Genomic DNA, 13,554 nt, shown 5'->3' with positions numbered 1-13,554 from the left:
CATGTCACGCATAGTCACCCGCAATATTCCAGACCAACATCATGCCACCCTGGTTGCCCAGGGCCTGAGTCCCTTGATGGCCAGGCTGTATGCCGCCCGCGGCATTGCCGGGTCGGATGAGCTGGACTACAGCCTCAAGGCCCTGCTGCCTTATCACAGCATGAAGAACATCACCGCCATGGCCAGCCGTCTGGCCGACGCCATTGCCGCCGGGCAGCGCATGCTGGTGGTGGCCGACTATGACGCTGATGGCGCAACTGCCTGCTCGGTGGCGGTGAAAGGCCTGTCCATGCTGGGCGGCAAGGTGGATTTCATCGTGCCCAACCGCTTTGAATACGGTTACGGCCTGACGCCGGAAATTGTCGACCTGGCCGCGCAAAGCAAACCCGACATCATCGTCACCGTCGATAACGGCATCGCCAGCGTGGCTGGGGTGGAGCGCGCACGTGCGCTGGGCATCGAAGTGCTGATTACCGACCATCACCTGCCTGGCGACACCTTGCCGCAGGCCTTGATCGTCAACCCCAACCAGCCGGGCTGCGAATTCCCCTCCAAGCACCTGGCCGGGGTAGGAGTGATGTTTTATGTGTTGCTGGCCTTGCGCGCCGAGCAACGCCAGCGCGGCATCTATGCCGGGCGGACAGAACCCAATCTGGGCGAATTGCTGGACTACGTGGCACTGGGTACGGTGGCGGACGTGGTACGACTGGATCAGAACAATCGCATCCTGGTGGAAAACGGCCTGCGCCGCATGCGTAGCGGCCGCATGGTGCCTGGCATTGCCGCACTGTTCCGCATTGCCGGACGTGCACATTACAAGGCCAACACCTTTGATTTGGGATTTACTCTTGGTCCCCGGCTGAATGCGGCCGGGCGGCTGGATGATATGAGCCTGGGCATCGCCTGCCTGCTATCCGGCACGGAAAGCCAGGCCATGACACTGGCGCAAGAGCTGGACCGGCTGAACCGCGAGCGCCGGGTCATCGAGCATGGCATGCAGGACGAAGCGCTGGCGGTACTCTCCAGCATCGACCCGGCAGACCGCTACACCCTTACCCTGTACCGGGATGACTGGCATCAGGGCGTGGTCGGCATTGTTGCCTCGCGCCTGAAAGAGCGTTTTCATCGTCCGGCCATCGTGTTTGCGCCGGGCGATGAAGGCGAGATCAAGGGTTCGGGCCGCTCCATTCCCGGCTTTCATCTGCGCGATGCGCTGGACTTGGTGTACAAGCGCCACCCGGGTTTGATCCTCAAGTTTGGCGGCCATGCCATGGCAGCCGGCATGACGCTGGCAGAAGCACGGTTTGCCGAATTCCAGCAGGCATTCGAACAAGTGGCACGCGAGTTGCTGGACGAAAACCAGCTCACCCGCACCATCGAAACCGACGGCAGCCTGGATGCGCGCGAGCTGCATCTGCCGTTTGCCGAAGAACTGGCCGCAGAAGTGTGGGGGCAGGGCTTTCCGGTGCCGTATTTCCACGACCGCTTTGCCGTGATGAGCCAGCGCGTGGTGGGAGACAAACATCTTAAATTACGGATTGCCAAGCAAGGGCAGGAGTTCGACGCCATGCTGTTCAATCAGGTGGACTGGCTGCCTGACAATATCAATGCGGTGTATCAGCTGGTGGCCAATGAATGGCAAGGACGCAAGGAATTGCAGATTTACCTGCAGCACTGGACGACAGCGGAGTGATGCTGTCCGGATGTGACGATTACTGCGGATAAAGCGGTTGACCGATGGCCAGCTGGTCGTCGTCACGAAACTTGCTGGCCGGGCCAGCAGACCAGGCCCAGCCAGCCAGACTGCCGTCTTCGCGGGTGTAAATGCGTACCAAACCGCGCCCGATACCGGTTTGCTTGCTGCCATCTTCCCTGTAGCGAGTATCGCCCTTCCAGTGCGCACCTGCCGAATCGATGACCTCCACCAACCACTGAGTGGTTCCCGGCTGCAAAGGTGGTTGTGGAGGGTTCAGCACTTGCGGTTTGCTGTTGACGATCATCACGTGGCCGGTGTCCTTGGCATGCAGATAACGCGCTGCAAAAACATCGCCGGCTTCAACATCCTGCATGTGCTCGCGCCGGACAAAGCCCTGACCAGCGGCAATTGCCGTGTAGTAATTCTCGGCCTTGGGGTATTCCTTCCAGTAAGTCCTGCGTACCCCATCCAGCACCAGGCTGTCGGTACGCTGGAAAATGGCATCAAGCAAACCACTGCAATCCGTTTGTACCGCGCTGTATTCGGCGCGGCCCAGCAAGCCCGCATCGCCTTGCCAACGTACCCAGCCATGATGCTGATAACTGTTGTGCTCGGGGCTGACCTCTGCAAGCAGTTGCCGGGCCAGCTGCAAATGGGCAGGCAGAGGAGGGGCATCAGCCCAGGCAGGACTGGTCAGCAGCATGATTATCAAGAAAGGGCGCATCAAGGTGCCTGCCTGAGGGAAAACCGGATTATCGCGCCGGATTCCGGTTTTTGTCAGCCAGCAAGCCAGGGTTATATCAGATCAGCCCTTGCGCCAGCATGGCATCCGCCACTTTGGCGAACCCGGCAATATTCGCGCCGCGGACATAGCTGACACGGCCATCCTCTCCCCGCCCGTGGTTGACACAGGCCTGATGAATACCTTGCATGATGGCATGCAGGCGTGCATCCACTTCGCCATGTGTCCAGCTCAATCGCGCCGCATTCTGGCTCATTTCCAGCCCTGACGTAGCCACACCACCGGCATTGCTGGCCTTGCCGGGCGCATACAGGATGCCAGCCTGCTCGAAGCACTGAACGGCTTGCCAGGTGGACGGCATATTGGCACCTTCGGCTACGCAACACACCCCGTTTTCAATCAGGCAGCGCGCGTCTTCTTCATCCAGTTCGTTCTGCGTGGCGCAGGGTAGCGCAACATCCACTGGTATTTGCCAGGGCCGTTTGCCCAACAAGAACGGCAGGCCGAGTCGTGCTGCATAGTCGCTGATTCGCCCGTAATGACGGTTCTTCACCTCCATCAGCTCGGTCAACTTTGCCGGGGTGAAGCCCTGCTCATCCAGTACCGTGCCACTGGAATCGGAAGCAGACACTACCTTGGCCCCCAGCTCCATGGCCTTGGCAATGGCGTATTGCGCCACGTTGCCGGAACCCGAAACACTCACCCGCATCCCTTCCAGTGACAAGCCACGTGTCTTCAGCATTTCCTGCGCAAAATACACGGTGCCGAATCCGGTGGCTTCCGGTCGCATCAGCGAACCGCCAAAACTCAGTCCCTTGCCGGTAAATACACAGTCTGCGCGGTTGCCCAGCTTTTTCACCATGCCGGCCATATAAGCAACCTCTCGCCCGCCAACGCCGATATCACCCGCCGGGACGTCGGTATCAGCACCAATATGACGGTAAAGCTCGCAGGCAAATGCCTGGCAAAATCGCATGACTTCTGCCGGGCTCTTGCCCTTGGGATCGAAGTCCGACCCGCCTTTGGCACCGCCCATGGGCAGGGTGGTCAGTGCATTTTTCAGTGTTTGTTCAAAGGCCAGAAACTTGAGAACAGACAGATTGACCGAAGGATGAAAACGTATCCCGCCCTTGTACGGACCAATGGCCATGCTGTGTTGCACCCGGTATCCGCGATTGACCTGGACCCTGCCTTGATCATCCGTCCAGCACACGCGGAACATGATGATGCGTTCAGGCTCCGTCAGACGTTCCAGCAAGGCCTGATCGGTGTAGTGCGGATGCTGCCGCAAGAAGGGTTGCAAACTGTCAAATACCTCGTGGACAGCTTGCAGGTATTCCGGCTGATGGGGATTGCGCTGGCGCAGGTGCTCAAGGAAAAGCGTGCTATCGAACATGGCGTATGAGAATGGCGAGTTTTCGAAAGCACGAGTTTAGCCAGCAAAGGGGCAGGGTAAGTCTGCCAAGTCGTTCAACAGCACAAAATCGGAATAAACGAGACATGCCCGGAGAATTTTCCAGGAAGCTGCCATATCGAATCGCAGTGCTGTAGCATGAATATGTACAAAATCAATCTTGTTCGCTATGCTGGGCTGATTGTCATCCTGCAGCAAAGAAAATCATGACAGAACTGATAATGGGTGTGTTGTTGCTAGGCTCGGTAGCCAGCTTGCTGGCCTGTTTCCGGGTGCAGCAGCGCAGCGCAACCGAGCGTCAGCAATGGTTGCAGCAAGAGGCAGGCATGCAAGCCAGGCAGGAAGCGCTGCAGGAATCATTGCAGCAGTTAGGCCGGCAATTTGATGCCCAATCCCGGGAGCTGAACGACTTGCGGGCGCAGTTGGCTGAAGCACAGCAACAAACAGCCGTGCATTGGGCCAGCAAGCAGGAGCAGGCCCGTCAGCTGGAGCAAACCCGCAATGACTGGCAGCGGCAAGGCCAGCAACTTCAACAGCAAGCGCAGGAGCTGGTCCGGTTGAGCAACCGGGAGCAAGAGCTGCAAACCATGCTGCAAATGGAGAGGCAGCAAGCGGCGGAGAAATTGGCCTTGCTGACCGAGGCCAAAGAAACGCTGAGCAATCAGTTCAAGGCGCTGGCCAATGACATTCTGGAAGAAAAGTCCAAACGCTTTGCCGAACAGAATCAGCAAAGCCTTGGGGCCATGCTGGTCCCGTTGCACGAACGCATACAGGGTTTTGGCAAACTGGTGCAGGACACTTACGACAAGGACTCCAAGGAACGCCTGAGCCTGGAGCAGGAATTGCGCCGCCTGCAAGAAATGAATACCCGCCTGAATCAGGACGCCATTGCCCTGACCCAGGCACTGACTGGCAGCAACAACAAGGCCCAGGGCAACTGGGGGGAGATGGTGCTGGAGAAGGTGCTGGAAACGTCGGGCCTGAGCCGGGATCGCGAATACCGGGTTCAGGTGTCTGATGTACTGGAAACAGAAGATGGCCTGAAACGTTACCAGCCCGATGTGGTTATCGACCTGCCGGAAGGCAAGCAACTGGTTGTTGATTCCAAAGTCAGCCTTAACGCCTATGTGCGCTATGTGGCAGCCAGTGATGAAGATACGCGCGAACAGGCCATCAAAGCACACGTGGCGGCCATTCGCCAGCATATCCGCAGCCTGTCGGAAAAGCGTTATCAAGACCTGTACCGGCTCAATACCGTGGATTTTATCTTCATGTTCATCCCGGTGGAGCCCGCGTACCTGCTGGCCGTGCAACACGACATGAGTCTGTTTAATGAGGCTTTTGAACGCCGCATCATGATTGTCGGCCCCAGCACCTTGCTGGCAACGCTGCGCACTGTGGCCAGCATCTGGCGCTATGAGTACCAGAACCAGAACGCTCAGGAAATTGCCCGCCAAAGTGGCGCCATGTACGACAAGTTCGCCGGCTTTGTCGGCAATATGGAAAAACTGGGCAAGCAACTGGACAGCACCCGTGAGGTTTTTGGCGATGCCATGCGTCAGCTGTCGTCCGGACGCGGCAATCTGCTGTCCAGTGCCGAGCGTCTGCGCAAGATGGGAATCAAGCATAACAAGCAACTCCCCGGACACCTGCTGAGTGATACGGCAGAAGAGGGAGGTGATGAATGAATGCGCGCATTTGGAGGTGAACTATTTGCGCCAAATGGTTAAGATAGCGCCGTTAAATCAGCAAGCATGACCGCAGCCTTCTTGCGGCCAGCATGACAAACAGGAGTATCAGTATGGTGTTCTTCAAGGTTCCGATGCGCAATTCCAGCGAATGGGAAAAAATGTATGACTTCATTATTGTTGAGATGAAGTCGGCTGATGAGCTGGACGATGTACTGTCGGCTACGCTGTATGATGTTTTCGGTGAATTTGACGACGAGCAGCCGGAACACTGGCAGCCGCAGCAACTGACCCTGGAACAGGCTCTGGCTTCCGGCTGGCCGATTTTCAGCTACGCCATGTATCAGCGTGAAAAAGAAATCGCCTGAGCGTCTTGCTTGAGCATTTCAATAAAAAGCCCTGCAATGCAGGGCTTTTTTCATGCATGGGTGGCCAGATCAAGGGCAGGGGTTTGGAATCCGTGCATGAATGGCTTCCAGCTGCTGCAGGATTTCATCACTCAGCGTGACATGGATGCTATCCAGATTTTCCTGCAGCTGCGCCAGCGTGGTCGCACCAATGATATTACTGGTGACAAACGGACGACTGTTGACAAAGGCGAGTGCCAGTTGTGCCGGGCTGATTCCATGCTGCTGCGCCAGCTCAACATAGGCCTTGCTTGCCTCTGCAGCTATCGGGCTGCTGTAACGGGTAAAGCGATCAAACAAGGTCAGACGTCCACCTGCAGGGCGTGCGCCATTCAGGTATTTGCCCGTCAGCACACCAAAGGCCAGCGGCGAATAGGCCAGCAAACCGACATTTTCCCGTCGGCTGAACTCTGACAAGCCAATTTCGTACAGCCGGTTCAGCAGGCTGTACGGGTTCTGAATACTCACCACACGTGGCAGGCCAAGGTTTTCGGATGCTTTCAGAAACTGCGCCACGCCCCATGGTGTTTCATTGGACAGACCGATGGCACGGATTTTTCCATCGCGAATGAACTCCTGCAGGACGGACAGCGTTTCTTCGATCGGCGTACTGCCTGCCGGATCATCCTGCCAGGGAAAACCCAATGTACCAAAGGTATTGGCGTTACGATCCGGCCAATGCAATTGGTACAGATCGAGATAATCGGTCTGGAGACGACGCAGACTGTCGTTCAGCGCCTGAGTCAAATTCTTGCGATCAAAGTGGGGGTTGCCATCACGAAAATGGCTGGGTCGCTTGGGATCGGTCGCAGGACCAACTGCCTTGCTGGCCAATACGATACGATCACGTTGACCGGTTTTCTTCAGCCAGCTGCCGATATAGGACTCTGTCAGACCTTGTGTTTCAGGACGAGGCGGCACCGGATACATCTCAGCTGCATCCAGCAGGTTCACCCCATGCTCAAGCGCCAGGTCAATCTGGCTATGTGCCTCAGCTTCGGTATTTTGTTCTCCCCAGGTCATGGTGCCCAGGGCAATCACGCTCACCGAAACATCAGTGTCGCCCAGCTTGCGATATTGCATGATTCGTATCTTTCCGTCAGGTGGATGGGGAAGTACATGGTACTGATGCGAACGATAACTGAGAAGTCATTTGCTTCCATAAGTAATCCTCTGAATATAGATGCACTAGTTCGTATAATCTGCTCATATGTTAAATCCAGACTCGCGCTATTGAGGTGTGGTAGCGCCATCATCGTTGCTATCATCAGACCACCCAGGACTGCCATCACTGGCACGAGTGCGCGTCCCTTCTCCTGCTCTCGTGCCTGCCTGAAATCCCTCCAAATCCCGCGCCGTTCCTCGTTTTTCTCTCTTTCCTCTTGAGCAGCTGCGATGATTCGCATCGGGTCAATACCAAGCGTTTTGGCAACCATGATGCATGCAAAATCGTCCATGGTTCTTTCGCCAGTTTTGTATTGACTGAGTGTGCTTTGGGCAATTTTCATCGTTGCCGCTTTCTCTTTGTCGTTCTTCCCAGCGACCTTTTCTAGTGCTTCCAGTAGGTAGTCCGTTGATTTCTTCATGGCTAATTCCGTTGACAGTTCACGTCTGTGATTTGAATATCACGACCGTGAATTCACATATGTGAAGCACGGCTGAGAATTGTGTTGATTATAGAGGAGGGCGGGACGTGCAAGTAAATCGTTTCTGTTCTGGTCGTTGGCGCTGTCATGGCCACTGCCTCATGTCCACTCTCCCAGGTCGCTTTGTAAGCCTTACCGGTTTTGTCATCAGAGGTGTCCATCTCCAAGTCGGATGCACTGCGCCTCTGAACCATTCTGAGGAAAACGCCATGCTCGTAATCGAAGTTGAACGCGCCGACGTGCAAGAGCGCACCGGCACACGTGACAACGGCCAACCGTGGAAAATCCGCAACCAGGTCGTCTACGCCCACATGTATGACGCTGAAACCGGCCAACTCAAACGCTATCCGACTGAGGTCAAACTGCGCCTGGTCGATGACGCCAAGCCGTATCAGCCCGGTTTCTACATGCTGTCGCCGACTTCCATTTTCAGCGATCGCTACGATGCGCTGGCCGTGGATGCGCACCTGGTCACGGTCGAGGAGTACATGAAGGCCACTGCTGCGGCCATCAGCCAGCGTATTCCGAAAGAGCAAGCTCAAGCTAAGGCGGCTGGCTGATCATGAATACCGTACCCAATCTCCCGGAAATCATGCCGCACAGCCCCATGTTTTGGGACTGGCACCGTGTCCAATTTATGGACCTGACGGCTTCTGAAAAGGTCGAGCTGGAACGGCTGGGTGCGGACTTCTTCGAATATGCCCCTGAACAGCTTGCGATCTATCGCACCCCAAAGGGGCTGACCTTCTTGACTCCTATCGAGCTGATAGAGGTCTGACGTGTCCATTGCCCAATTGCTCGTTCCCAATAAGGCCTATCTCAAGCCGTTTCTGGCTGGCCTGCCGTCTGCACTGTCTGATGACATTGCGGACGAATGGAATTCGCGCTTGGCCAAACCCGCTACGGCTTCCTCTTGGCTCCGTAGCGCGCCGGCTAATAGCTGGCTCAAATTCACCACTGAGGCAATCCGCTCCATCGGCGTGCCTCGTTCTCTCTACCTTGATGAAGCTGATATCGATGCAAAGGCAAAGGCGCTTTCTCGGAATTCGAGTTGGATGCGGCGGACCGGCGCTTCACTTGCTGATGTACAAGCGCTGGCCGGGCTCTACCATCTTCACTTACCGGACTGGGAAAAACAGCCCCACACGCCGGATTCAGTCTGGGCCCGCGCCTGTGACGTGGCATTCTGGAAGCGCCAGATTAGGTCGGTTCATTCTCGTCTTGCGGAGCGAGGAGCCATTATTGCCGGACGTGTGCATAATCGCGCCGGGCTATACGCCTCCGACGACCAGGTAAAGCGCACCATCCAGCGCAAGCGTCGCTCTTCGCAAGTCCTTGCCAACCAGCTCGTGATCAATGAGCTTGGCCAGGAATACAGCCTGGCTGATTTGGCCGCACTCTCACCGGCCAATCCGCTGATTCGTCGTGCTGAATTGATGGTCCGCCTGCGTGGCTTTGAAACCATTGCCAAGCAAGTAGGCCATGCCTGTGACTTCTTCACTCTGACATGCCCTGGTAGCTATCACCCCCGTTTGTCCAAAAGTGGACAGCTCAATCCGAACTATCAGCCAGGCATCGGCCCGCGCGAAGCCCAAGCTCATCTGCAAAAGGTCTGGTCACGTGCCAGGGCAAAGCTCCATCGCAAGGGCATCCGCATGTACGGGTTCCGGGTGGCTGAGCCGCATCACGATGGCACTCCGCATTGGCACATGGTGCTGTTCTTCAATGAGGCTGACCGCCGTGATATCCGTAAAGTGCTGCGCTCTTATGCGCTCCAGGTCAATCCATCCGAGCCAGGTGCATGGCGCCGTCGCTGTACTTTTAAAAAGATTGACCTGCTCAATGGCTCGGCCTGCGGCTACGTCGCCAAGTACATCTGCAAGAACGTGGACGGCCGCAAAGCTGACTCTCTCGCCCTGGGCGAATTCGACCACGAGTCGAATCCCAATAATCCAGCTTTGCTACATGAAACGGCCATCCGTGTGGAGTCCTGGGCCAAGTGGGGCATTCGCCAGTTTCAGCAAATAGGCTGCGTCCCGGTCACGGTCTGGCGCGAGCTGCGCCGACTGGATGCCACCGAGCAGCGTCCAGAGTTGGCCGACATGATTACCGCCACGCAAGCCAGCGACTGGGCCGGTTACGTGATGCTCCAGGGCGGTCCGTTTGCCTCCCGTAAAGAGCTTGCCGCAGCCCTGTATTCCGAGCCTGTCACGAATCGTTATGGCGAGGATTCTGCCGTTGCAAAAGGTGTAGATGCTTTTGGTGTTATCGCCATTTCCAGAATCCACACCTGGACAATTTCCAATCCAGTTTTTGGCGCAGCCGCCGTATCGGGGCGAGGCACGAGCCACGTTACAGGCGGCGAAAGCCGCCCTTGGACTCGTATCACTAACTGTACGCACCAGGAACAATCGGTTTCCAGAATTTCACATCGTGAATTCATTCTTGATGAAATTGATTCACTTCCACCTGATTCATTTTTTATTAATTCGCCTCCACCTGGTTGGATGCATTAACTGTAGGTAACTCGTATGCCTGCATGTCTCGTAACAGATGCATCTGGCGTTGTCACGATAACGACTGATGCACCTCAATCCTGTCAAGGCTATTTGGCGCTCACGCAAGCTGAATATGCCTCTGCCACTTCATCGGTTTTCCCGCCGTTGACGCTGGAGCAGGGTGGGGCTATCTCCGTGGCCATATTAGGCCTTTGGGCAATAGCCTTTGTTTTACGCTCTTTGCGTGTTTCTCTTTTAAACCAATCCGGTGATTCTTAGGAGTTTTGATTATGACCAAAAACATTCAAAAAGGCCTGCTGGCCGCTGGTGCTCTGGTAGCTGTTTCGGGTTCTGCAATGGCTGATACTGTATCGATCGATACCACTTCGATCACTTCCACCATTTCCGGTGGTGCCGCTGCGATTTCCGCCATTGGCGTTGCTGTTCTGAGCATCTTCGCCCTGGCTAAGTGCTACCAGCTCGTCAAAAAAGCGTTCTAAGGGTTCGCCCCTTACCGTAAAAGGGGCCTTCGGGCCTCTTTTTTATTTACGATTTTGGAGAAATGAATGTGGCGGGTTATTGGCTTATTATTGGTTTGCTTGGGGCTGGCTGGATTTTGTTCTGCTGATACTATTCCTGCTACAGTTTCAAATTCCTCTATTGTTCAAATTGTTTACCAGGGCAATTCTGGTTGTACTGGTCAGCCTTTGTCTTGTTTTGATGGAGACATAGCTTCTTTATCTTCTGCGACAGGCAAGCCTGTCAAAATGACATTCGACGGCTCAATGTTTTATATAAGCCATTATTTTGTCGATGGCACATCTCAGGTTGATGAGTATGGCCGTTTTTTCCCGCAATATTCCTGCCCTTCTGGTTATACGCTCTCTGGCACAAACTGCACCAAGCCAGACATCATTGCTTGCACTCAGGCTCAAGTTGATTCCATGTGTGCTTCTTCTAAGGGCACTGGCTTGATGCTGAGTAGCACCAGCACTTCCGTTTGCGGTCCTCCTATTAACAATCCTTCCGGTTGCTCTCTTCCTGCTGGTTCTGCTTGCAAAATGACCGCTCGTTACAATCCGCTTGGTCCTACTATTTGGTGGGATTTTACGGGCCAGTCTTGCGCCACTAATAGTGCCGACCCTGTAACTCCTGATAAGCCTCAACCGTTGCCGCAATCGCCTGCTGACTGCAAACCGGGTGAATATTGGGGCAAAGTAGGTGGACCGAATGGCGAATTAACTGGTTGCTTTGGCGGCGGTCCTATTCCCCCATCTACCAGCAATCCATCTGATAAAACCGGCAAGGATGCAAATGGTAATTGTGCTGCTGGTTATGTCGGCTCTATCGATGAAAACGGTAACCTAGTTTGTAGGCCGACTGTTCAGCCTGATTCAAATGTTAATTGCCCTGCTGGATATAACAAAATTGCTGTTGGCGGTACGACTATTTGTGTTTCAACCACGCCTGGCACTGGCGGTCAAACGGCTGGTCCTGCTGGTTCCCAGTCACCAAATGGTGGTTGGCCTAAGCCAAAAGTTGACGCTTCTGGCGGTTCTGGCACTGGTTCCGGCTCGGGTACTGGCAATGGAAACGGTGACGGTACTTGCACTGGTTCTAAATGCGGTGACGGTGATGGCTGCCCATATTCCGGCATGTTTGCGTTTATGTGTGACAGTACACAAACTTTTTCTCCTGATACATCCGGCCTCGCTGGTGAATCTGGCGGTGATCTTTCTTCAATGCTCAATACAACGAATGATTTCGTATTTGGCAACTCTTCATGCCCGCCTGATTTGACTGTTGATTACAACGTAGCTGGTTATACCGGCACCTTGTCACTCACTTATCAGCCCTGGTGCACTGTTGCGGGCTGGTGCCGTCCAGTTGTGATTGCTGTTGCCCTGGTACTTGCCGCGATGATTGCTTTGGGGAGAACTAAATAATGCCTGCATTAGCTGCCCTGGTATGGGGTGTTATTACCACCATTCTTTCTTCTTTGATTTCCAGAATTGTTACCGCTCTTGGGCTTGGTATGGTTTCGTATTCTGGCGCTTCTACCTTGCTGGCCTTTTTGAAGTCCTCCATTACTTCAAGCGTTCATTCCGCGCCAGCCGCCGTTGTTTCCATTCTTGGCATGTTCGGGTTTGGTCAGGCCATCAGTATTCTTTTCGGCGCTGTTACTATTCGCATGACTTTGGCGGGCATGGATAGTGCAGGTAACTTTGTGCAAGCCAGGTGGAAGGGGTTCGGCAAATGATTACCTTGATCACTGCTGTTCCTGGTAGCGGCAAAACGCTCTATACCTTGAAAACACTTTCGGAGCTGGCCAAGCGTGAAGATCGCCAGGTTTACTATTACGGCATCAAGCTGACTGACCTGGGCAAACAGATTCTCGGCTGGATAGAGCTGGAAGACCCGCTCAAATGGTATGAGCTGCCGCCTCAGGCCATTGTTGTCATTGACGAATTTCAGAAGGTTTTTCCCAAGCGTCCGAACGGCTCGCCGGTGCCTAGGTATATGTCGGAGTTTGAAACGCATCGTCACCTTGGCATTGACGTTTGGCTGATCACTCAGGGCACTAAGCTTTTCGATACGCACTTGAAGGACCTGATCGGCAAACATATCCATCTGCTGCGTATCTTCGGTGCTAAGGCAGCCCAGGTGCTCAAGTGGGACGGCTGCCAGCAGAATCCCAACTCTAAGTCGGTCAAAGCTGATTGCCTTGATAGCTCCAAGTTCATTTATCCGAAGGAAGTTTTTAAGTGGTATGTCTCGGCTGAGGCCCATACGCACAAGCTCCAGATCCCTCGTAAGTTTTGGGCCTTGATGATCTTCCTCGTGCTTTCCATTGCCGCTGTTTACCTGTCCTTTCACTTTGTCGGCAAGCTCGGCAAGACTGACTCCGACAAGATGGCCACTGCCGGCGCTTCTGCGCCTGTTGGCCAGGTGCAAGGCGGTGCACAGCCCAGGCACATCAAAACTGCTGCTGAGTTCGCTGCTGAGCGTGTCCCGCGCATTGATGGCGTTCCTGAGTCTGAGCCTCGCTATGATGATTTGGCAGTGCCCAAAACCTTCCCGCGCATCGTTGCCTGCATTGCCAGCACAAAGAAATGCGGCTGCTATACCCAGCAAGGAACTCCGGTAGACATCCCTGAGTTCAAGTGCCGTCAGCAGGTAGAGCGTCCTCAGTTCGACCCGTATCAAGAGCCTGACCTGCCTCGGCGTGTCCAGGACGATCGCCAGCAGCCTCGCGCCGTTGTTCCTGAGACCGATCAGCCGCGCCAACAACACTCCCAGGGCCTTGCCATGGACGACGCGAACCCTCAGGAAAACCGTTTTGACCAGCTCCGACACAATGGCCTTGCTTTGAAAAGGTCAGCGGGCACGAATTCGTCTGGTGCAAAGTAAGTCAGCAATAAAATCTTGACCAGGTGCGCCGATCGTCAAAAATTTGTTGCTC

14 protein-coding genes are annotated in these 13,554 nt (G+C 54.9%); 10 read left to right on the top strand and 4 right to left on the bottom strand.

Annotation, left to right across the window (positions count from 1 at the left end):
• Nucleotide 1 precedes the first annotated feature (1 nt).
• The gene (recJ, locus tag JHD62_RS02650; protein WP_199101656.1) at nt 2-1,693 is read left to right on the top strand and encodes a single-stranded-DNA-specific exonuclease RecJ; all 1,692 of its coding nucleotides are present in this window, start codon (nt 2-4) and stop codon (nt 1,691-1,693) included.
• A gap of 19 nt (nt 1,694-1,712) precedes the next feature.
• On the opposite strand, the gene JHD62_RS02645 is transcribed toward recJ, so the two are convergent.
• Both JHD62_RS02645 and gdhA read right to left on the bottom strand, forming a co-directional pair.
• Nucleotides 1,713-2,399, bottom strand: coding sequence for a hypothetical protein (locus JHD62_RS02645; protein WP_199101655.1), 687 nt, complete (start codon nt 2,397-2,399; stop codon nt 1,713-1,715).
• A 97-nt stretch (nt 2,400-2,496) separates the two neighbouring features.
• Nucleotides 2,497-3,834, bottom strand: a complete 1,338-nt coding sequence (gdhA, locus tag JHD62_RS02640; RefSeq protein WP_199101654.1) for an NADP-specific glutamate dehydrogenase — start codon at nt 3,832-3,834, stop codon at nt 2,497-2,499.
• A 224-nt stretch (nt 3,835-4,058) separates the two neighbouring features.
• Here gdhA and rmuC point away from each other — a divergent pair, with 224 nt between their 5' ends.
• Together rmuC and JHD62_RS02630 are read left to right on the top strand one after the other, a co-directional pair.
• A complete protein-coding gene (gene rmuC / locus JHD62_RS02635) occupies nt 4,059-5,540 on the top strand; it encodes a DNA recombination protein RmuC (protein WP_233160554.1) in 1,482 nt (493 codons plus the stop codon).
• Nucleotides 5,541-5,653: 113 nt separating this feature from the next.
• Nucleotides 5,654-5,908, top strand: a complete 255-nt coding sequence (locus JHD62_RS02630) for a hypothetical protein (RefSeq protein WP_045846938.1) — start codon at nt 5,654-5,656, stop codon at nt 5,906-5,908.
• Nucleotides 5,909-5,977: 69 nt separating this feature from the next.
• On the opposite strand, the gene JHD62_RS02625 is transcribed toward JHD62_RS02630, so the two are convergent.
• Both JHD62_RS02625 and JHD62_RS02620 read right to left on the bottom strand, forming a co-directional pair.
• Nucleotides 5,978-7,030 (bottom strand): NADP(H)-dependent aldo-keto reductase, encoded by a 1,053-nt coding sequence (locus tag JHD62_RS02625; protein WP_199101653.1) that lies wholly within the window; start codon nt 7,028-7,030, stop codon nt 5,978-5,980.
• Complete coding sequence (locus JHD62_RS02620; protein WP_199101652.1) at nt 6,991-7,533, bottom strand: hypothetical protein; 543 nt, start codon at nt 7,531-7,533, stop codon at nt 6,991-6,993. The genes JHD62_RS02625 and JHD62_RS02620 overlap by 40 nt, the downstream gene beginning before the upstream one ends.
• Before the next feature lie 269 nt (nt 7,534-7,802).
• On the opposite strand from JHD62_RS02620, the gene JHD62_RS02615 reads away from it, so the two are divergent.
• From JHD62_RS02615 to JHD62_RS02585, 7 genes are all read left to right on the top strand, one after another.
• On the top strand, nt 7,803-8,153 hold the full coding sequence (locus JHD62_RS02615) for a single-stranded DNA-binding protein (RefSeq protein ID WP_199101651.1): 351 nt from the start codon (nt 7,803-7,805) through the stop codon (nt 8,151-8,153).
• Between the two features lie 2 nt (nt 8,154-8,155).
• Nucleotides 8,156-8,371 (top strand): hypothetical protein, encoded by a 216-nt coding sequence (locus tag JHD62_RS02610; protein WP_199101650.1) that lies wholly within the window; start codon nt 8,156-8,158, stop codon nt 8,369-8,371.
• A gap of 1 nt (nt 8,372) precedes the next feature.
• Nucleotides 8,373-10,109, top strand: a complete 1,737-nt coding sequence (locus JHD62_RS02605; RefSeq protein WP_199101649.1) for a replication endonuclease — start codon at nt 8,373-8,375, stop codon at nt 10,107-10,109.
• 272 nt (nt 10,110-10,381) lie between these two features.
• Entirely contained in the window at nt 10,382-10,591 is a 210-nt protein-coding gene (locus tag JHD62_RS02600) for a major capsid protein (protein ID WP_199101648.1), read from the top strand.
• Nucleotides 10,592-10,657: 66 nt separating this feature from the next.
• Complete coding sequence (locus JHD62_RS02595) at nt 10,658-12,037, top strand: virulence factor TspB C-terminal domain-related protein (protein WP_199101647.1); 1,380 nt, start codon at nt 10,658-10,660, stop codon at nt 12,035-12,037.
• Nucleotides 12,037-12,351, top strand: coding sequence for a DUF2523 domain-containing protein (locus JHD62_RS02590; protein ID WP_199101646.1), 315 nt, complete (start codon nt 12,037-12,039; stop codon nt 12,349-12,351). The genes JHD62_RS02595 and JHD62_RS02590 overlap by 1 nt, the downstream gene beginning before the upstream one ends.
• A complete protein-coding gene (locus JHD62_RS02585) occupies nt 12,348-13,502 on the top strand; it encodes a zonular occludens toxin domain-containing protein (RefSeq protein WP_199101645.1) in 1,155 nt (384 codons plus the stop codon). The genes JHD62_RS02590 and JHD62_RS02585 overlap by 4 nt, the downstream gene beginning before the upstream one ends.
• Nucleotides 13,503-13,554 lie beyond the last annotated feature (52 nt).

The sequence above is a fragment of the Aquitalea sp. ASV11 genome, assembly GCF_016429185.1.
Taxonomy (GTDB): Bacteria; Pseudomonadota; Gammaproteobacteria; order Burkholderiales; family Chromobacteriaceae; genus Aquitalea; species Aquitalea pelogenes.
This window is presented reverse-complemented; position numbering and strand designations above follow the sequence as displayed.